Source organism: Ruegeria sp. SATB027, from assembly GCF_059613825.1.
The window spans coordinates 79,417-100,147 of sequence record NZ_JBXWTH010000076.1 but is presented as its reverse complement, the minus strand read 5'-3'; the positions used below and the strand labels follow the sequence as shown (position 1 = coordinate 100,147).

The following is a 20,731-nucleotide window of genomic DNA, read 5'->3' as shown; positions in this document are numbered from 1 at the left end:
TGTGGCGCCATGACGACGCCCCCCCAAACCCTGACCTTCAGATCGCCCGATGAAACCGCAGATTTTGCGACCCGTGTCGGGTATTCGCTCAGTGATGGGGATGTCCTGTTGCTTAGTGGTGCAATCGGCAGCGGCAAGACGCATTTCGCACGCAGCCTCATTCAATCACTTATGCCTGAACCGGAAGATGTGCCGTCACCCACATTCACTTTGGTTCAGACCTATGACACCCCTGCCGGTGAGATCTGGCACTGCGATCTTTATCGGCTGAACGCGTTAGAGGAAGTGGATGAACTGGGTTTGGTCGATGCCTTTGACACAGCAATCTGCCTTGTGGAATGGCCGGAAAAGCTGGGCGCACTAGCCCCTGCCGCTGCGTTAAAGCTGGCCTTCGAAACAGACCCTGACACAGAAGATACCCGCCACGTGTCCTTGTCATGGACCGATCCGAAATGGGTAAAAAAGCTGGAGAGTGCAGGATGACAAACAGGACAGTCCTGGCAGAGGCCCTTATTGCACAAACTCCTTGGGCCGGGGCAACGCGTGCACCACTGGCCGGCGACGCATCGAACCGCCGGTACGAACGCGTGACCGATCCGGTCAGTGGGCGAACGGCTGTCCTGATGGATGCGCCACCAGACAAGGGCGAAAGCGTCGAATCGTTTGTGCGTGTTGCTGAGTATCTGCGTTCGATTGGCCTGAGTGCGCCCGAGATCTACGCAGAAGACGCTGAATATGGATTTCTGCTGCTGGAAGATCTGGGTGATGATCTATTTGCACGTGTTCTGAAAAAAGACCCGTCCAAAGAACGCCTTTTGTACGAGGCCGCAACAGACGTGTTGCTTCACCTGCATCAGGCCCCATTATTGTCGCTACCGTCCTACGACCCGGCCCTGATGACGGATCTGGCGGCGCTGGCGCTTACGAAATATGCCGCTGGAATTCAGGGCAATGTTGATCAGGACGTTCTGGACCGGTTCGAACTTCGGTTTGCCGATATTCTGCACCGAGAAACCTCTGGGGACAAAGTTGTCATTCAAAGGGACTATCACGCGGAAAACCTTCTTTGGCTGCCCGAGCGCGACGGCTTAAGGCGCGTCGGATTGCTGGATTTCCAATTGGCCATGCTGGGGCACCCCGCCTATGATCTGGTGTCCTTGCTTCAGGACATTCGCCGCGATGTTTCGGTCGGAACAGAAATGCAGATGATCAACCGCTATATTGCAGGGTCAGGTATGGATGATCACGAGTTTCGGACCGCGTACAGCGTATTGGGCGCGCAGCGAAATCTTCGCATTCTTGGCGGTTTTTCGCGGCTGGCAACCGATTACGGCAAGCCGCAATATCTGGACATGATCCCGGCGGTCTGGTCGCACCTCATGCGGGATCTGGAACACCCTGCCCTTGTTTCGGTGGCCTCGCTGCTGCACGACGCTCTGCCCCGACCAACACCTCAGAATTTGGCCAGGCTGAGGCCGCAATGACCGGATCACCCTTTGCTGTAATGTTGTTTGCCGCCGGATTTGGCACCCGTATGGGTGCGTTGACCAAGGACCGACCCAAACCGCTGATCGAAGTGTCCGGGCGCCCCCTGATCGACCATGCGCTGGATCTTGTCGACAACCTTGGCCCTGTTCGCACAGTTGCAAACGTGCATTACCACGCCGATCAGCTCGACGCGCATCTCGGGCCCAAAGGCATTCTGATATCGCGGGAGGAGCCGGAGATCCTGGAAACTGGTGGAGGATTGCGCGCAGCCCTGCCATTGCTGGGAACCGACCCAGTGTTCACCCTGAATACTGACGCAATCTGGTCCGGCCCAAATCCATTGAAACTGCTGCAAAACGCATGGGATCCGGCCCGCATGGATGCGCTTTTGATGTGTGTTCCAACTGCGCAGGCCATAGGTCACGACGGGCCCGGTGATTTTACCGCTGATCGGGCGGGGCGGATCACGCGTGGGCCCGGCTTGGTTTACGGGGGCGCGCAGATCCTCAAGACACAAGGGCTGCACGCCATCTCGCAGCCGGCGTTTTCGTTGAACCTGCTTTGGAACCAGATGCACGACCAGAGGCGTTTGTTCGGCATCGAGTATCCCGGGCGCTGGTGTGACGTGGGTCGCCCCGATGGGATCGCTCTGGCCGAGGATTTGCTGGCCGATGTTTGACCCCGAACCCCTTCCCCGCGTCTTCGCTGTTCCGCCCGGTACGGATTTCCCCAAGGCGTTGGTCGACGGTCTGAAGCGGCGTTGTTCAGGTCCGCCCGATGCTTTGGCGCGGGTGGAACTGGTGTTGAACACGCGACGCATGGAGCGGCGCGTACGTGATCTGTTCAATCAGGGGCCACCTTGCCTGCTGCCCCGCATCTCGCTGTTAACCGATCTGGGGGACAGCGCTGATCTGGCCCATATTCCACCTGCCATTCCGCCCCTTCGGCGGCGTCTGGAACTGACGCAGCTGGTGGCCAAATTGTTGGAACAACAACCGGATCTGGCCGCGCGGTCGTCGGTTTTTGACCTGTCCGACAGTCTGGCGGCACTGATCGACGAAATGCAGGGCGAAGGTGTGTCACCGGACACGATCCGGGGGCTGGATGTCAGCGACATGTCCGGCCATTGGGCGCGGGCTCAGACCTTTATCGGTATCGCAGATCATTTCATTGACACGAGCTCGCAGGTGATGGACGCGCAGGCCCGCCAACGTCGCGTGGTCGAAAACCTGATCGCCCGCTGGCAAACCGATCCCCCCCTGCATCCGGTTATTCTGGCCGGGTCAACCGGTTCGCGCGGCACCACGCTGATGCTGATGGACGCCGTCGCGCGCTTGCCGCAAGGGGCGCTGGTACTGCCCGGATACGATTTCGACCAGCCGGATCACGTTTGGGAAGGGTTGGATGATGCGTTGACTTCGGAAGATCATCCGCAATACCGGTTTCGCAAGTTGATGCGCGGGCTGGGCCTGTCACCCGGCCAGATCACCCCCTGGACAGACCTGAACGCCCCCTCGCCTGCCCGTAACCGTCTGGTTTCCTTGGCTTTGCGCCCGGCCCCGATCACCGATGCCTGGATGAGCGAAGGCCCGAAACTGGCTGATCTACTCGGCGCAACCAAAGACCTGACACTGGTCGAGGCGCAATCACCGCGGGACGAGGCTTTGGCCATTGCCCTGCGCCTGCGACAGGCTGCTGAAAACGGTCAGACCGCCGCCCTGATCACGCCCGATCGCATGTTGACCCGTCAGGTCAGCGCAGCGCTGGACCGGTGGAACATTCTGGCGGATGACAGCGCCGGTCTGCCGCTGCAACTCTCGCCTCCGGGCCGGTTTCTGCGACATGTGGCTGGTCTGTTCACGCGCCGTCTGGAGGGCGAGGCGCTGCTTACCTTGCTAAAGCACCCATTGTGTCATGACGGCAGTGAACGCGGTAACCATTTGCTGCACACGCGTGATCTGGAACTGGACCTGCGCCGAAATGGCCCGCCATTTCCGGATGGCACCAGCCTCGCAGCATTTGCAGCACGCAAAGAAACCCCCGAGGCCTGGGTCCAATGGGTTGTTCACCACTTCTGCGATCAACAGATCTGCGGCGAGTTGGCGCTTTCCGACTGGGTAGATCGGCTCACAACACTTGCCGAGGCGATCTCGGCCGGCAGTGCAGGTGAAACCGGCACGCTGTGGGACAAGAACGCGGGTCAAAAGGCACTGGCAGTGCTGAATTCCCTCAGGGATGAGGCGCAACATGGCGGGCCGATGACAGCCCATGATTTTGCCGATCTTTTGGGCGCGTTGCTTGCAGGGGAAGAGGTCCGCGACCGCGACGCACCACATCCGCATATCATGATCTGGGGCACACTCGAAGCGCGGGTACAAGGTGCGGACCTGTTGATCCTTGGCGGATTGAACGAAGGCAGTTGGCCAGAAGCCCCGGCTCCTGACCCCTGGCTGAACCGGCAGATGCGGGACAGGGCGGGCCTGTTGTTGCCCGAACGGCGGATTGGCCTGTCGGCGCATGATTTTCAACAGGCCATCGGCGCGCCCGAGGTCTGGCTGACCCGCGCGACCCGCTCGGACGATGCGGAAACGGTGCCGTCCCGTTGGGTGAACCGGCTGACAAACCTGTTGCAAGGCCTGCCTGAGCAGGGTGGCCCCCAAGCGCTGGCCGAAATGCGCGCCCGTGGCCAAAACTGGCTGAATTGGTCCGACGCTCTGGAAGACGCGCCGCGCATTGACCCCGCGCCACGTCCATCCCCGCGCCCGCCAGTTGCCGCGCGTCCACGTCACCTGTCAGTAACGGAAATCAAGCGGCTAATTCGCGATCCTTATGCCATCTATGCCAAGCATGTGCTGCGTTTGAAACCTCTCGACCCGCTTGTCCAGGCACCCGACGCGTTGCTGCGGGGGATCGTAATCCACGAAATCCTCGAGCATTTCGTCAAGGATAGCGTGCTCGACAACGCCTTGCTGACGCGTGAGAATTTCCTGAAGCGCGCGCACGCATTGCTGGAGCAGCATGTCGCATGGCCCACGGCGCGACACCTGTGGCTGGCGCGACTGGAACGGATCGCAGACGACTTTATCAGCGCCGAACTTTTGCGCCGGGGTGATGGCGGGCCAGTGGCCTTTGAAGCGGCGATGAAGCTGGTGCTGAACCCGCTGGATTTCACCATAACAGGGCGCGCTGACCGGATCGATCACAACAGCCGGGGGGCCTTGCGGATCATCGACTATAAAACCGGCGCGCCTCCGACAGAAAGCCAGCAGTCCAAATTCGACAAGCAATTGCTGATCGAGGCCGCAATGGCCGAGCAGGGCGGTATCGAAGGGCTTGACCCGATGGCGGTGGCAGAGGCCATCTTCATCGGGATGGGCGGTACCTATAAAGAAGTGCCCGCGCCGCTGCTGAAAGAACCCGCCGACAAGGTTCTGGCCGAGCTGAAAGAGCTGATTTCGGCTTATTTAGAATCTGATCAGGGGTATTCGTCCCGCCGAATGCTACACAAGGATACGGATATCGGTGACTATGATCATCTGGCCCGGTTCGGCGAGTGGGACCGGACAGCCGAAACGCGCCCCGAGGATCTGACATGAGCGCGCGCAACGAAGCAACCGAACGGCAGGTGCAGGCCGCGCGACCAGATGCCTCGACCTGGCTGGCCGCCAATGCGGGGTCTGGAAAGACACGGGTTCTGACCGATCGGGTGGCGCGCCTGCTGCTGGGTGGCGTCCAACCGCAGCACATTCTTTGCCTGACCTATACCAAAGCCGCTGCCAGCGAGATGCAGAACCGGTTGTTTGACCGTCTTGGCAAATGGGCCATGCTGGATGATGCCAAGCTGCAAAAGGACCTGGCCGAACTGGGCGTGACTGGCGCCATCAATTCAGACCGGTTGGCCCAAGCGCGCACCCTGTTTGCCCGCGCCATTGAGACGCCGGGCGGCTTGAAGATTCAGACAATTCACTCGTTCTGCGCCTCTTTGCTGCGTCGTTTCCCGCTCGAGGCCGGGGTCAGCCCGCAGTTTTCGGAAATGGAAGACCGTGCGGCAGCTTTGCTGAGGGAAGAAATTGTTGAAGATTTCGCAGAAGGCCCGCAGGCCAGGCTGATCGAAGACGTGGCCCGGTTTGTCACCGATACAGGCTTTGACAAGCTGACTGCGGCGATCACCCAGAAACGCAACCTGTTCGCGCAGCAACTGGATTGGTCTGATCTGCTGCAACGCTTCGAACTGCCCTCGCAATTCGACGATAATGCGTTGTTCCAAAGCGTTTTTCAGGGTGGTGAGGTCCAGCTGATCCAATCAATGCTGCCCGTATTGCTCGAAAGTGGCGGCAATAATGCCAAGGCTGCGGGAAGGCTGGCAGGGTTCACCGACGCACGATTGGCTCACTTGCCCATGCTGGAAGACGTGCTGCTGACCGGAAAAGGCGCAAAAGAACCGTTTACCGCCAAGATCAACGGCTTTCCCACCAAACCCCTTCGCGAAGGTGCGCTGGCGGACCGGATGCCTCAACTCGAAGCTCTCATGCTGCGGGTCGAGGCCGCGCGTGAACGCCGACTGGCGCTGGTTGCCGCCCAGAAAACCGCCGTTTTGCACCGCTTTGCCGCTGCATTCCTACCGGAATATGAACGCCGCAAGCAGTTGCGGGGGTGGCTGGATTTCGACGACCTGATCCTGCGCGCACGTCAGGTTCTGAATGACCCGGCGGTGGCCGAATGGGTGCTGTACCGTCTAGACGGGGGTATCGACCACATTCTTGTCGACGAAGCGCAAGACACCAGCCCCGATCAATGGGATGTGGTCGAAAAACTGGCTCAGGAATTCACCAGTGGGGAAGGGGCCCGATCAGGGGTCGAGCGCACGATTTTCGTGGTCGGCGATAAAAAGCAATCGATCTATTCCTTTCAGGGCGCCGACCCGCAAGCCTTTGACCGGATGCAGGAGGAGTTTGACCGGAAGCTTGCTGAATCAGGCTCTAAACTTTGGGATTCGACGCTGGAATATTCATTCAGATCCTCCAGCGCGATCTTGTCTCTGGTCGACACGCTTTTTGAGAACCGCGCCGATGCAGGATTTCAGAAGGAAAGCCAGCACCGCGCCTTCAAATCCGATTTGCCTGGTCGGGTTGATCTTTGGCCCGTCGTCGAGAAAGTCGAAGACGCGGAGGAGGGGGATTGGACCGATCCGGTGGACCGGCCCGGATCGCGGCATCATACCGTTATTCTGGCCGAACGGGTGGCTGAGACGATCAAAAAAATGATCGACAACGGTGAAACGATCCCTGAAGACGGGGACACGCAGGGCCAGTTTGTTCGACGCAAAGTGCAACCGGGTGATTTTCTGATCCTTGTGCAACGCCGGTCCGACTTGTTTGCCGAAATCATTCGCGCCTGCAAGGTTGCCGGGCTTCCCATCGCCGGGGCGGACAGGCTGAAAGTGGGTGCCGAACTTGCGGTCAAGGATCTGGCTGTGCTGCTTAGCTTTCTGGCCACACCCGAAGACAGCCTGTCGCTGGCGACAGTTCTGAAATCCCCGCTGTTTGGATGGTCCGAGCAGCAGCTTTTCGATCTGGCCCATCGGCGGGAGGAGCAATTCCTGTGGGCTGCTTTGCGCAGACGCGCCGACGATTTCCCCAAAACCCTGGCCGTGCTGAACGATCTGCGCAGTCAGATCGACTTTCTGCGCCCCTATGACCTGATCGAACGCATTCTGACCCGACATGCCGGGCGGCGAAACCTGTTGGGCCGACTGGGACCCGAGGCAGAAGACGGTATCAATGCCCTGCTGTCGCAGGCGTTGGCCTACGAGCGGACGGATATCCCCAGCCTGACGGGATTTCTGGTCTGGATGCAGACCGACGATCTGGAAATCAAACGACAGATGAGCGGGGTCGGAAATATGATCCGGGTGATGACGGTGCACGGCTCGAAAGGTCTGGAGGCTCCGATCGTCATTCTGCCGGATACCGGCAAACGTCAGCCGCCACGCGACGCCGAAATCATGGTGGCAGACGGGACACCGCTGTGGAAGGTTTCGGCAGACCAATCGCCAAACCTGATCACTCACGCCCGGTCAGAGGCGCGCACCCGCGAGGAAAACGAACGGCTTCGCTTGCTATATGTGGCTCTAACACGGGCTGAAAAGTGGCTGATCGTGGCGGCGGCGGGTGATTTGGGTAAAGATGGCAACAGCTGGTACCAGATGGTAGAAGCGGCGATGGAAAAGGCCGGGGCAACGCAACTGCCTGATTCAGATACACGTCGGCTGTCCCATGGCGACTGGGATGGGTTGCCATTGGTCGAGCAGTCAGTTGCATCGGCCAAACATGCAGAACTGCCCGACATGTTCCTGCACCCCGCACCAGAACCAGTTGTACCGGCGGCCACCATCAGCCCTTCGGATCTGGGTGGTGCCAAGGCGTTGCCTGGTGACGCTGGTCTGGATGAAGACGCTGCCAAACTGCGCGGAACCCGCGTGCACCTGCTGCTTGAGCATCTGCCCAAAGTCACGCAGAACCACTGGCCAGAGCTTTGTGCCCGCCTGCTGCCCGACATGAGGCAAGAGGATCAGGGTGCATTGCTGACCGAAGTCACAGGCGTGCTGACATCCGAAAGCCTGCGACACATTTTCACGCCGGACACATTGGCCGAAATACCTGTTACTGCCGACCTGAACGGGCAGCGAATGTATGGGATTGTCGACCGCCTGATCGTGACAGACACCGAAGTCCATGTGATTGATTTCAAATCAAATGCCACCGTTCCGAACCGGGTCGAAGATTGCCCCGAAGGGTTGCTTCGCCAAATGGGCGCGTATGCGCAGGCCCTGTCGCAGATCTATCCAAACCATAAGATACGCACCGCAATCCTCTGGACAAGAACGGCAAATCTTATGTGGCTGCCACACGATCTTGTGACGGATGCCGTGGCCTGCACCCAGATATCTTGACCTTACCTACTGCCGCCCCTACCTTCACAGCCCAAGCGCATTTCATTCAGGAGACATAATATGTCGACCGTAGCCGTCACCGACGAAACCTTTGACGCCGAAGTCAAGAACTCGGACGTTCCAGTTGTAGTGGATTTCTGGGCCGAATGGTGCGGACCCTGTAAGCAGATTGGTCCGGCACTGGAAGAGCTGGCCGCTGAATATGGCGGCAAGGTCAAGATCGCCAAGGTGGACGTGGACAACAACCCGAACTCTGCCGCCGCCATGGGCGTGCGCGGCATCCCGGCGCTGTTCATCTTCAAGGACGGTCAGGTTGTATCGAATCGCGCAGGCGCTGCCCCCAAAGCCGCGCTGCAAAGCTGGATCGACGAATCCATCTGATCTGGCGATAACAGATTGTTCGAAAGGCGTCTCAGATCGGGGCGCCTTTTTTGTTGAATCGGCGGGGAAACCAATGGCGAAAACGCGCGTTCTTGTAGAATTCGGGATGGGCACATCCCTGCGCCGGATGGACTATACCGAGGCGTCGCTGCGGGCAATCAGAGACGCGCTGTGGCACAACTCGGTCAATATGGCCGAGCTGTTTGGTTTCCCGAAAGAGGCGATGATCATCGATGCCGAGATCGGCGTGCAGCAGCCGGATCAAGTGGATACCGACGCCCTCAAAGCCGTTTTCCCTTATGGCCAGCCCAACATTACCGTCACAAAGGGTGGGCTGGACATCGAAAAACCGCATGGCGACGGCCACACGGTCATCGCCAACGCTGCACTGATCGTTTCTTTCGACATGGACCCGGCGCAATGAGTGAAAAGCGGATCATCCTGGAAATGGGCACCGGCAATGACCTTTATGGTCAGGATTATACCAAAGCAGCCCGCCGCGCGGTACAGGACGCGCTGCATCATTCATCCATCACGTTGTTTTCAAAGCTGGGGATCGATCACAACGAAATGCGCGTGCGCGTGACCATCGGCGTTCAGAATCCGGAACAGGTGAATTGCGAGTTGGTTGCTGCCGACTTGCCACGAGGTCGGGCCGAGGTTCGCGCGGTCAAAGGTGGTCTGGATGTCGCCGATGAAGAAACTGGCACTCTACACGTCATTGCAACTGCCGCGGTCGAGGCCTTTTTGCCCGATCTTGCGGGGAAATATGTCCAGAGCTGAGCAACGAAAAAGCCGCTCGGAAATCCGGGCGGCTGGTTCGGTTTGGCGATCTGTCGGTTGGATCAGATTTTTGCGATATCCGCGCGGCTCAGACCGATATCGTCCAGCTGCGTGTCGCTGAGTTCCGACAGAAGGTTCCGTGTTTTACGGGCTTCATTCCATGCGACAACATTGTCGAATGCATTGATGAAAACGTCCGCCACGTGCAGGATGGTAGCTGCTCCGAGCGGCGCATGAATATTAGCTGTAGTTGCCATGTGCGCAGTCCTTATTGAAGAAACAGCCGACCCGTTGTCGGTTGTGAGCCTCATCTAGTACCGCTTGGCCGGACTCACAATTGCTGGTCCGGTAACCCCGAATTGCATTTTTTGCATATCTTTTGGGCAGTTTGGCAATGGGTTGCGCCAACAACCGGTCCGGCCCATATATACCGCCAGCAAAAGCGGAGACGATCATGGCAGATAACGACTTTCCCGGTTGGCACGGCACAACGATCATTGGCGTCAAGAAGGACGGTCATGTCGTCATTGCCGGCGACGGGCAGGTGAGTCTGGGTCAAACCGTGATCAAGGGCACTGCGCGCAAGGTGCGCCGCCTGTCTCCCGGAGGGTTCGAGATCGTGGCAGGTTTTGCCGGATCGACAGCGGATGCCTTCACATTGCTGGAACGGCTCGAAGCCAAGCTTGAGGCTACGCCCGGCCAACTGGCCCGCGCCTCGGTTGAACTCGCCAAGGACTGGCGCACCGACAAGTATCTGCAAAAGCTTGAGGCGATGCTGATCGTGACAGACGGCAGGGATCTTCTTGTCATCACCGGGGCAGGGGACGTACTGGAGCCCGAACACAATGTGGCTGCCATCGGGTCGGGAGGCAATTTCGCTCTGGCCGCCGCGCGTGCCATGATGGACAGCGACAAATCCGCAGAAGACATCGCCCGGCAATCCATGGCCATCGCAGCAGATATCTGCGTCTATACCAATGGCAACCTGACGGTTGAAACGATCTCAGGCTAAAAGCGCCTTGATCTCTTTGCCTTTCCATCGACGGTGCATGCCGATCAACCCCAGGATCGCCGCAACGATCACGATGTAATAGGGCACGCGGATATCGATGCTCATCAATCCGCCACCGATCAGTGACATGATCCCTCCCGCAAGGCAGAACACGGCAGTGGCCACGCCCATGGCCCAGCCCTGATCCGCCTCGCTGACGCTTGAGGAGAACAGGCCCAACAGCGTTGGATAGGCTATGCCGAACAGGAAATAGAAGAAGAACACGGGGACATAGCTGAATACACCGCTTGGGCTGAAGGCAAAGGCAAACCCGCAAATGACCATCACCACAAGCGACGTGTAAATGATCGCGTGTTTGCTGAACCTTTCCTGGGCAGGCTTCACCAGGAACGTACTGGAAAAAGCCAGCGCCACACCGATGACAACCATCGCCACGCTGCCACCAATGACCCCATACCCGAATGCGCTGGTCAGGAAATTGTCGACAAACACGTAGAATGTGACATTGGCGATCATGAAAAACGAATAGACCGGCAAGATTTTCAGAACCAGCGGGTGTTCGCCAACTGCGATCAGACTGTCGGTAATATCGCGGGGACGAAACACAAAGGGCTCGCGCCTGGTTCGGGTGTCCTTGAAAAACAGAAGCACCAGAAATATCGCCACCAGAACCAACACGAACGCGCCATAGAACGGGGTTTTCAGCGTGGCAAAGCCGCCAAACAGCGCCGAATCCGACAAAACCGCGCCGATGATCGGCCCGCCGACAAGGCCAAAGCTGACACCTGTCACGATGTAGCCCATGTTTCGGTCCCGGTCAGACGCGTCAGTGCTGCCATCGATCATCGCTGCCTGCGCGATGGGCTGATTGCCCGCAGTGAACCCGGTAATCGAACGGCCGACGATCAGCAGAAGCAGGTTATTGAGATAAAGCGCCACAATGGTCAGCGCATATCCGGCCAACGCCCCCCCAAGGCAGACCAGCAGCGCATTCTTTCGCCCGATCGAGTCAGACACTTTCGAGACATAAACAACACCCAGAAACCACGACAGGAAAAAGCATCCGATCACCAGACCATAGTAAAAATGCCTACGGCCCACTGGCGTGCTTTCCGGCAGGAAACCCGAGTTTGTTTCCATGATCAGCGAATTGATGATGGGAAAGACCAGACCTTGCCCAATCAGATCCACAAACACCACAAACAACAGGGTAATCTTGGCAATCTTCGTCATTCTGCATGCTCCTGACGCTGGTAACCCTGACGCAACCGTAACAGAGGGTTCGTGTTTTCCCCAAGCAAAGGATTTGCAAACCGCATGAGGCATTGTTAACCAACGCGGCCAAGACCCGCGGTTTGCTTGTTTTCGTCAAAGCCATGATTACCTAGACCGCATCACGCAAATACGACCGAGAGGATTGCCCTTTGACCGACCTGACCCCGCGCGAGATTGTCTCGGAACTGGATCGATTCATTATCGGGCAAAAGGATGCCAAGCGCGCTGTGGCCGTTGCCCTGCGCAACCGCTGGCGCCGCAAGCAGTTGCCGGACGATATTCGCGAAGAGGTGTATCCAAAGAATATCCTGATGATCGGCCCCACCGGTGTCGGCAAGACTGAGATCAGCCGCCGCCTGGCCAAGCTGGCGCGCGCACCCTTTATCAAGGTCGAAGCCACGAAGTTCACCGAGGTTGGCTATGTCGGCCGCGACGTGGAACAAATCATCCGCGATCTGGCCGATGCCGCCATTCTGCAAACACGGGAATTCATGCGCGAAGACGTCAAGGCCAAAGCCTATCAGGCCGCCGAAGACCGCGTGATTGACGCCATCGCTGGTACGGATGCCCGTGAAGGCACACGAGAGATGTTCCGCAAAAAGCTCAAGGCGGGTGAACTGGATGAAACGGTCATCGAACTGGACGTCGCGGACAGTTCAAACCCAATGCCGATGTTCGATATCCCAGGACAACCTGGCAGTCAGATGGGGATGATGAATCTGGGCGATATCTTTGGCAAGGCGTTTGCCGGGCGCACTGTCAGGAAACGTCTGACTGTCGCCGAAAGCCATGACGTGCTGATCGGAGAAGAGGCGGACAAGCTGCTGGACGATGAGACGGTCACCCGCACCGCATTGGAATCGGTGGAACAGAATGGCATCGTTTTTCTGGACGAGATTGACAAGGTCTGTGCCCGCACAGAAGCGCGTGGCGGTGATGTAAGTCGCGAAGGGGTGCAGCGCGACCTGCTGCCCCTGATCGAAGGTACAACCGTCTCGACAAAACACGGTCCGGTGAAAACCGACCACATCCTGTTCATCGCATCCGGCGCGTTCCATATCGCCAAACCGTCAGACCTTTTGCCCGAGCTGCAAGGCCGTCTGCCCATCCGGGTAGAGCTGCGCGCGCTGACAGAGGAAGACTTCGTGCGCATCCTGACTGAAACCGACAACGCACTGACCCGGCAGTATACAGCCCTCATGGCCACCGAAGAGGTCACGGTTGGCTTTACCGAAGATGGTATTGCCGCCTTGGCACGGATCGCAGCCGAGGTGAACCAGAGCATTGAAAACATTGGTGCGCGGCGACTTTACACAGTCATGGAGCGGGTCTTTGAAGAGCTGTCATTCACTGCACCAGACAGGGCCGGAACAGAAATAACTGTCGACGCACAATTCGTGGACGACAATCTAGGTGAATTGACCAAATCAGCAGATTTGAGCCGTTACGTTTTGTAGCAGCTCGGGTCCGATACTGCCGCTTTTCCCTTTTGCCAACTGGAAGCGTGGCGGTTTGTCTGAGGCACGCCACGTTGGAGGCACGTGGCGATCGAACCTCAACTGGGAAATTGAGGCCGAAATGCCTGGACAATGCGGTCTCAGGGGGCAGGTGTTTAGCGTTTTTTCGCCAAAACGTACCCAGTGGTAGTGGAACAACCTTGAAATTGCGCCCTTAAGTTGACACTAGGCACTTGCATTTATTGGCAAAGGTTATCTGATCGTGTCCATCATTCCTGTTCTTCTTTGCGGTGGTTCTGGCACCCGTCTTTGGCCGCTGTCCCGGAAATCCTATCCCAAGCAGTTTACAGCGATCACCGGGGAAGAGACCCTGTTTCAATCCTCGGCCCGGCGCGTGACGGGGGCGGATTATAACGCACCAGTAGTGGTGACCGGATCTGATTTCCGGTTTATCGTGACTGAACAATTGCAGGCGGCTGGCATTGATCCAGGCACGATTCTGATTGAACCTGAGGGGCGCAACACCGCGCCGGCGGTTCTGGCGGCAGCCCTCCATGTGGCAAAGTCCGACCCCGAAGCCCTATTGCTGGTTCAGCCCTCCGACCATGTTGTACCTGATGCTGACGCCTTTCGTGCAGCCGTGGCTGCAGGTGTTCCAGCAGCCCAAGCCGGGCAGTTGGTAACCTTTGGGATAACACCGGATCGGCCCGAGACCGGCTATGGCTATCTTAAACTGGCTGGAGCACCGGAGGGCACCGCTCCTGTCAAACTCGACAGCTTTGTCGAGAAACCAGATGTTGAAACCGCCTCTGCGATGCTGGCCGGCGGCAAGCATCTGTGGAATGGTGGCATTTTCCTTTTCAGGGCCTGTGACGTCATCGCCGCTTTTGAAACCCACGCCCCGACACTGATGGCTCCGGTCCGGGCCGCTTGCGAAGCTGCCAAAACGGATTTGGGTTTTCTACGGCTGGACCCAGAGGCCTGGAAGCAGGCCGAAGATATCTCGATCGACTATGCGGTGATGGAAAAGGCCGACAACCTGAGCGTTGTTCCATTTTCTGCTGGCTGGTCTGACCTGGGTGACTGGGGTTCGGTTTGGCGTGAGGCAGGACCGGATGACAACGGAGTTGTGGCCACAGGTAATGCGACCTCAATAGACTGTAATGACACGCTTTTGCGTTCTGAGGCGGGTAATTTGGAAGTGGTCGGCATCGGCCTGAAGGACATAATCGCTGTGGCTACATCCGACGCGGTTTTGGTGGCGGACAAATCCCGTGCGCAAGACGTGAAGAAGGCTGTCGAGGCGCTCAAAGTCAAGGGCGCAAGCCAGGCCACCATTTTTCCCAAGGATTTCCGCCCGTGGGGTTGGTTTGAAAGCCTGGTGGTTGGCGGACGTTTTCAGGTCAAGCGTATTCATGTACACCCCGGCGCAGCACTATCGCTACAAAGCCATCACCACCGGTCCGAACATTGGATTGTTGTTGAGGGAACCGCGAAGGTGACCGTCGACGACGACGTCAAGCTGGTCACTGAAAACCAGTCCGTATACATTCCGCTTGGCGCTGTGCATCGCATGGAAAACCCAGGCAAGGTTCCAATGGTGCTGATCGAAGTGCAAACCGGAAGCTATCTGGGCGAAGATGACATCATCCGCTATGAGGACGTCTATTCCAGGGTCTAGGACACGGTTGGATAACCGCTTTAGACTGACCGGATGGCCGAAGGAAAACGGAAATGGAAAACGATCTCAATGCAGCCAAGAAGCGGCAGGTTGTCTATGACCTGACCGAGGTGCTTTTAGCCTCGACCGGTAAGCTGCGTTATTACGGGATCGCTAGGGTCGTTGCCGAGATTGGCGCTGAGCTTAGAAAACAGGACGCGTCCGTCAGATTCGCCGTTTTCTCGCAGGGTCATAATGAACTTCTAGAAGTATTCCCCACCATACGAGCAGATGGTGGCGTAGACCTGAACGTTCCAATCGGTATCCGGCAATTGCGCGTGCGCAGTCACCACTACACCAAGTCAATTATGAGGGATCTGGTGCTGGCGGCCGTTAGACCGCTGGTCGGGCGCAGAAACCGCAAAGCCTGGGAGGCGATAGCCCCAGACATGACGCCCATCGACATGTCTGGAAAGACGTTGGTGAGTTGTGGGCGGCCCAAGTTGATCGTTGAAATCCTGTGCACTCTGGATCGTAAAGGGGTGTCTTGCGATATCATTCCATTGCTGCATGACATGATCCCCATGCACGATTTTGAACACCAGCTGGCAAGTTTCCCGCGCAACTTCATAGGGGATAACCAACTGCTGGTTTCCCGCGCCAAGGCGCTGTTAACAAACTCCGAATTTACGCGACAGGAAGTTCTGGATTTCTCCGAAAAAGGTGTTCTGCCGGAAGCGCCAGAGGTCTACGCAGTCCCCTTGGTTCATGAATGCCCCGAGGGAACCGAGCAATCCGAGCAAGATATTCCGGATAATCCATATATCATGACAGTTGGATCGATGCTGGGCCGCAAGAACCTGGATGTCGTATTCGAAGCATTGCGCATTCTGAAGCGTGACGGGAAAGACGTACCTACTTTGGTTCTGGCAGGGGCGTTGCGTCACAAAACAAGCACCTATCTGCAATCAGACGAATGCACATCGATCCGTGAGCACGTGGTCTTCCGCGAGAACCCCAATCAGACAGACCTTGTAAACCTGTACAAGAATGCTTTGGCACTTGTCATGCCTAGCCGAATGGAGGGCTGGGGTTTACCCGCCGGTGAAGCCTTGTGGTTCGGTACACCAGCGCTTTGCTCTACTGCGGCGGTTCTGAAAGAAGTGTGCGGAGATCTTGGTGTCTATTTCGATCCAGATCGGCCTGATCAACTTGCAAACCATATCACAAGGCTGCTGACAGATCCGGAGTTCGCTCAGAACCTTCGCGCACGCATTGCTGCGCATAAACCGCAGCTTCGCACTTGGTCGAACGTTGCAGCGGACGTGCGAGCGGTATTGCAAAGACTGGACTAACGGGACCGTTACCCATCCCGGAAATAGAGCCCATAAACTTCGAAAGGACTGTCATGCCTGGCAATTCCCCTCTAAAATGTCACGTGGTTTTGGTCCAATCGACCTCGGCGCTGCGCGCAGGTCTCAGCATTACTCGGCATTCTGTCAGGCAGACGCCACACTCGCCGTCAAGAGTCAGCCCTTCTGTTGTGTGAACCTCAATTTTCCAGATAAGCGCGATTACTTGCTCATGAAGTCGAGTTAGTCGCAAAAGCCCTTAAAATCAGTACACTTCGGTATTACTGCGAAACAATCCAAAAAGATGAGACCACTTCATCTGGCAGACTGCATGGAGAGTAAGCTATGAACGCCCCTACGTTTAACCAAGATGGCAAAAAAGTATTCTTCGATATCTCAGGACTAATCGACTATATCAAAAAAGTTGATCGCTACTCGGGCATTCAGCGTGTTGTTGTTGAGTTGATCTCAGAGTTTTCTAAACTAAGCGATCCAAAGCTTGTTTACCTTTGTTGGTGCGATGCAAACTCCGGTGTTCAGCGCTGTTTGCTTCTGGAGGAAATGGGTCGAGAAACCCTTACGTCGCCAGCTAAGCTGCGGCAGATTTTCTATCCTTGGAAATCCGCGCGCTCAAATCTTCCAATGTTGGACGGGTACCGGAACCGCCCTGCAAAGTATTTCTTCCACCGCACCAAATTGGATGTGATGAGCTTTCTCAGAAGAGAGTCCGTATTTCGAAAAAAGGACATGTCATCAGAGATGTGGCGCGCGGCCCGGCGGAAGAAAGCACCCGTCGAAACCTCGGGGTCTCGCCGAACCGAGCAACCTTTGTTCGATGTGGCAATAGAAGGTGACCATCTTGTGCTTCTGGACAGCAGTTGGCTGGCGCGCCACACTCAGGCGTTCAAAAAGGCGAAAGCGAGTGGGATGGAAGTACATTCGCTGGTGTACGATCTGATCCCTATCGTGGCACCACAGTTTACAGCTGGAAGCATGCCTTACGTATTTTATGACTGGCTTTTGGACAGCCGGGAATACACAAGCCGCTACATGACAATCTCTGAAGCGACCCGGCAGGATCTTTTACGCTTTTTTCAAGCACACGATATCCAGAGAAATGCGACCGCTGTTCCCTTGGCGCAGGCGGGGTTGTCCAAGATTGGGCTCGAAGACGAGAATGCCCAGAAACAAGGGCCCGTGTCTTCGCGGATTTCGTTCGACGCTTTCCCCCATCTTGAAGACGCCAGCCAGCTAAGTGTCCACCTGCGGAAAATTATTGGTGAGCCTTATGCGCTTTGTGTTGGTACGGTCGAACCGCGTAAGAATATCTGGCGCACCGCGATGGCGTGGAAGTACCTTGTTGATCAGGGCCATGTTGATCTGCCTAAGCTTGTGTTTGCCGGCCGCAAAGGCTGGCTTACAGACGAGTTCGATAACCTATTGGAGGGGACAGGCGATATATACGGCTATGTGAGCATGGTTGACGGACCAACAGATGAGGAGCTTGGTGTCCTTTACAAGAACTGCCAGTTCGTGCTGATGCCGAGTGTTTACGAGGGATGGGGCCTGCCCGTGGGCGAGGCGTTGGCCTACGGAAAAACGGCCGTAGTCGCCCAGAATAGTTCGCTTGTCGAAGTAGGAATGGATCTTGTTGAATACTGTGATGCAATGAGCGTCCAAAGCATCGGCGAGGCCGTCTTAAGGCTCAATGACGCTGCCCACCGTTCAGAACTGGAAGAAAAAATCAAAACTGCGCCACTGCGCAGTTGGTCAGATGTGGCTCGGGATATGGGGCGGGCTATGTACGCACCTAACTAAACCGATGCATATTGATGTGTGTTAAGGCTTAGCGCAGGCCCAGTCTTTCGTCAAAATGTCCGCGCTTATGGTCCAGTGCTTGGGTTCTCAGGTTTCAACTCTAATGCGGAACTTTGAATTGACCTGTTTAAGCAAACCAATACTAAAGCGGTCTTGCGCGCACGACTAAGTAGACAAAAAAGCATTGCTCATGTCGGCAAGGATTTTCTGACAGGCAAGAGACAAAACGGAAAGGGATTTAGAGTGACAAAAACTGCAATCGTCACAGGTATCACAGGACAGGATGGTGCCTATCTCGCTCAGCTGTTGCTGAATAAGGGTTATAACGTCGTGGGGACCTTCCGCCGGGTTGTTTCCACGAATTTCTGGCGCATTGAAGAGCTTGGTATTCGTAACCATCCCAATCTGGATCTGTCGGAACTCGACCTGACTGACATGGGGACAATGATCCGACTTATTCAGAAGGTGGAACCGGATGAGATCTATAACTTGGCGGCTCAAAGCTTTGTGGGCGTCTCGTTTGAACAACCGCACACAACCGCGCAGATCACCGGCGTTGGCGCACTTTATTTGCTGGAAGCTATCAGAATAGTGAACCCCAAAATCCGGTTCTACCAGGCTTCCACTTCCGAAATGTTCGGCAAGGTTCAGGAAGTGCCGCAGCGCGAGACGACTCCGTTCTGGCCGCGCAGCCCCTACGGTGTTGCCAAACTATACGCGCATTGGATGACCATCAATTATCGAGAAAGCTACGATATATTCGGCAGCTCAGGTATTCTGTTCAACCACGAAAGCCCTTTGCGGGGGTTGGAGTTCGTAACACGCAAAATCACTGACGCGGTTGCCAAAATCAAACTGGGTCAACTTGATTGCCTTGAGCTGGGCAATCTTGACGCAAAGCGCGATTGGGGGTTTGCCCGGGATTACGTGGATGGCATGTGGCGTATGCTGCAAGCTGATGAACCCGATACATTTGTACTGGCGACCGGTCGCACCGAGACAGTGCGGGATTTTGTCTCCATGGCTTTCAAGAGCGCGGGTATCGAGCTGCGTTTTGAAGGTGAAGGTGAGAAAGAAGTGGCGGTGGACGCCGAGGGCAACCGTGTTCTTGTGAGGATTAGCCCCAAATTCTATCGCCCTGCTGAAGTGGATTTGCTGATTGGCGACGCGAGCAAGGCAAAACAAGAGCTTGGTTGGGAGGCGACAACATCTTTGGAGGAACTCTGCCAGATGATGGTTGAGTCGGATCTTGCACGTAACGAAAAGGGTGTGTCCTTTTGATGCCGGCACCCCGAGTTCTGATTACCGGACGCTATGGCTTTACCGGACACTATGCTGCAATAGAGCTTGCAGAAGCAGGGTGGGACGTTTGGGGCATCGGAACAAATCCGGCCCCCATGCCTGATTCCCAATATCTGGAAGCAGATTTGACAGATTCATCGGGTCTAGAGCAGGTTATTACCCATGTCGCTCCGGACGCGGTGCTGCATTTGGCAGGGGTCGCATTTGTGGCACACGGAACCGCCGAGAGCTTTTATCAAGTCAATCTGATGGGGACGCGGTGCTTACTAGAAGCGCTTTCCAACACCGGACATGGCCGCAAAGCCGTCGTTCTGGCCAGTAGCGCGAATATCTATGGTAACGCCGCCGTGCCATCCATAGGGGAATCTACCCCCCCGGCACCTGTTAACGATTACGCGGTTTCAAAACTTGCAATGGAGCACATGGCCCGGCTGTATAACGACCGTCTTCCTGTCGTTATTGCCCGACCATTCAATTATACCGGTCTTGGCCAGGACCCCAAGTTTCTTGTTCCCAAGATCGTTTCTCATTTCCGGCGTAAGCAGCCACAGATAGAATTGGGAAACCTGGATGTCGCGCGGGACTTTTCCGATGTACGCGATGTTGCGCGAGTGTACAGGTTGCTTCTGGAAAACGCACCCGAAGGTGAAACCGTGAACATCTGCTCCGGTAAAGCAACCGCGCTGGCGGAGATTCTGGACATGTGTCGAACCATAACCGGCCATGAGATCGAGGTGGTGTCTAATCCTGCCTTTATGCGCGCACAAGAAATCAAGGTTCTGATGGGCGATCCCACACTTCTGGAAAACCTGATCCCGATCGGCATCCGTCACACTCTGGAAGAGACGCTGAAATGGATGCTGAAGGAGTGACCTGAAGCATCTCGATTGCCGCCGCCAGAGGTTCTTGGCAGAACAATCGGCCGTAGCATCCGGATACCATCGCCAACGGGATCGTATATGAACTGCAGGAAAAGGTGATTGGATCTCTGATTCACATCACCGTTTATGGCCGTCTATTTTCTGATCCAGAACGGCTTGGGGTCAGAGTGATATCAGATTACGGGTGTTTTGATCCTTCGCCGATCACACCTAAGCTGGGAGATCCTCTGACCTAATACGTAACGCGAAGGAACGCGTGATTTCCGAGCCAGAAACGGGATGACCTCTGTCCTGACTTGTACTAACAATCAGGTAAATATCCGAGAAAAGCGCGATCATCTCGGACAAGACCATGCAAATGTGAAAGTAC

General features: G+C 56.4%; 17 protein-coding genes. 15 read left to right on the top strand and 2 right to left on the bottom strand.

All coding sequences use genetic code 11. The annotated features are described in order from the left end of the window. Positions 1-9 precede the first annotated feature (9 nt). The 8 genes from tsaE (at position 10) to AC2FPW_RS18485 (ending at position 9,604) form a co-directional block, all read left to right on the top strand. Complete coding sequence (tsaE, locus tag AC2FPW_RS18520; RefSeq protein WP_496814893.1) at positions 10-483, top strand: tRNA (adenosine(37)-N6)-threonylcarbamoyltransferase complex ATPase subunit type 1 TsaE; 474 nt, start codon at positions 10-12, stop codon at positions 481-483. Continuing rightward, positions 480-1,484: an aminoglycoside phosphotransferase family protein gene (locus AC2FPW_RS18515; RefSeq protein WP_496814892.1), complete on the top strand. Its 1,005-nt coding sequence runs from the start codon at positions 480-482 to the stop codon at positions 1,482-1,484. The genes tsaE and AC2FPW_RS18515 overlap by 4 nt, the downstream gene beginning before the upstream one ends. Next, on the top strand, positions 1,481-2,167 hold the full coding sequence (locus AC2FPW_RS18510) for a nucleotidyltransferase family protein (protein WP_480773019.1): 687 nt from the start codon (positions 1,481-1,483) through the stop codon (positions 2,165-2,167). Before AC2FPW_RS18515 ends, AC2FPW_RS18510 begins: the two co-directional genes overlap by 4 nt. Continuing rightward, positions 2,160-5,084: a double-strand break repair protein AddB gene (addB, locus tag AC2FPW_RS18505; protein WP_496814891.1), complete on the top strand. Its 2,925-nt coding sequence runs from the start codon at positions 2,160-2,162 to the stop codon at positions 5,082-5,084. Before AC2FPW_RS18510 ends, addB begins: the two co-directional genes overlap by 8 nt. After that, positions 5,081-8,440 (top strand): double-strand break repair helicase AddA, encoded by a 3,360-nt coding sequence (gene addA / locus AC2FPW_RS18500; protein ID WP_496814890.1) that lies wholly within the window; start codon positions 5,081-5,083, stop codon positions 8,438-8,440. Before addB ends, addA begins: the two co-directional genes overlap by 4 nt. Before the next feature lie 60 nt (positions 8,441-8,500). After that, on the top strand, positions 8,501-8,821 hold the full coding sequence (trxA, locus tag AC2FPW_RS18495) for a thioredoxin (protein WP_209505247.1): 321 nt from the start codon (positions 8,501-8,503) through the stop codon (positions 8,819-8,821). A gap of 73 nt (positions 8,822-8,894) precedes the next feature. Then, complete coding sequence (locus AC2FPW_RS18490; RefSeq protein WP_267366143.1) at positions 8,895-9,245, top strand: Lin0512 family protein; 351 nt, start codon at positions 8,895-8,897, stop codon at positions 9,243-9,245. Next, positions 9,242-9,604, top strand: coding sequence for a Lin0512 family protein (locus AC2FPW_RS18485; RefSeq protein ID WP_496814889.1), 363 nt, complete (start codon positions 9,242-9,244; stop codon positions 9,602-9,604). The genes AC2FPW_RS18490 and AC2FPW_RS18485 overlap by 4 nt, the downstream gene beginning before the upstream one ends. 62 nt (positions 9,605-9,666) lie before the next feature. Here the strand turns inward: AC2FPW_RS18485 and AC2FPW_RS18480 are convergent, their stop codons facing one another. Continuing rightward, the gene (locus AC2FPW_RS18480) at positions 9,667-9,861 is read right to left on the bottom strand and encodes a DUF1127 domain-containing protein (protein ID WP_209505251.1); all 195 of its coding nucleotides are present in this window, start codon (positions 9,859-9,861) and stop codon (positions 9,667-9,669) included. Positions 9,862-10,058: 197 nt separating this feature from the next. On the opposite strand from AC2FPW_RS18480, the gene hslV reads away from it, so the two are divergent. Further along, positions 10,059-10,616, top strand: coding sequence for an ATP-dependent protease subunit HslV (gene hslV / locus AC2FPW_RS18475; protein ID WP_209505253.1), 558 nt, complete (start codon positions 10,059-10,061; stop codon positions 10,614-10,616). On the opposite strand, the gene AC2FPW_RS18470 is transcribed toward hslV, so the two are convergent. Next, entirely contained in the window at positions 10,608-11,849 is a 1,242-nt protein-coding gene (locus AC2FPW_RS18470) for an MFS transporter (RefSeq protein WP_496814888.1), read from the bottom strand. The two genes, hslV and AC2FPW_RS18470, sit on opposite strands and share 9 nt — an antisense overlap. A gap of 191 nt (positions 11,850-12,040) precedes the next feature. On the opposite strand from AC2FPW_RS18470, the gene hslU reads away from it, so the two are divergent. The 6 genes from hslU (at position 12,041) to AC2FPW_RS18440 (ending at position 20,352) form a co-directional block, all read left to right on the top strand. Continuing rightward, a complete protein-coding gene (gene hslU, locus AC2FPW_RS18465; RefSeq protein WP_496814887.1) occupies positions 12,041-13,348 on the top strand; it encodes an ATP-dependent protease ATPase subunit HslU in 1,308 nt (435 codons plus the stop codon). 262 nt (positions 13,349-13,610) lie between these two features. Further along, positions 13,611-15,029 (top strand): mannose-1-phosphate guanylyltransferase/mannose-6-phosphate isomerase, encoded by a 1,419-nt coding sequence (locus AC2FPW_RS18460; RefSeq protein ID WP_496814886.1) that lies wholly within the window; start codon positions 13,611-13,613, stop codon positions 15,027-15,029. A 53-nt stretch (positions 15,030-15,082) separates the two neighbouring features. Further along, a complete protein-coding gene (locus tag AC2FPW_RS18455; RefSeq protein ID WP_496814885.1) occupies positions 15,083-16,363 on the top strand; it encodes a glycosyltransferase family 4 protein in 1,281 nt (426 codons plus the stop codon). A gap of 342 nt (positions 16,364-16,705) precedes the next feature. Beyond that, positions 16,706-18,178, top strand: a complete 1,473-nt coding sequence (locus AC2FPW_RS18450) for a glycosyltransferase family 4 protein (RefSeq protein ID WP_496814884.1) — start codon at positions 16,706-16,708, stop codon at positions 18,176-18,178. A gap of 243 nt (positions 18,179-18,421) precedes the next feature. Continuing rightward, complete coding sequence (gmd, locus tag AC2FPW_RS18445; RefSeq protein ID WP_496814883.1) at positions 18,422-19,459, top strand: GDP-mannose 4,6-dehydratase; 1,038 nt, start codon at positions 18,422-18,424, stop codon at positions 19,457-19,459. Further along, positions 19,459-20,352: an NAD-dependent epimerase/dehydratase family protein gene (locus tag AC2FPW_RS18440; protein WP_496814882.1), complete on the top strand. Its 894-nt coding sequence runs from the start codon at positions 19,459-19,461 to the stop codon at positions 20,350-20,352. Before gmd ends, AC2FPW_RS18440 begins: the two co-directional genes overlap by 1 nt. Positions 20,353-20,731: the final 379 nt, after the last annotated feature.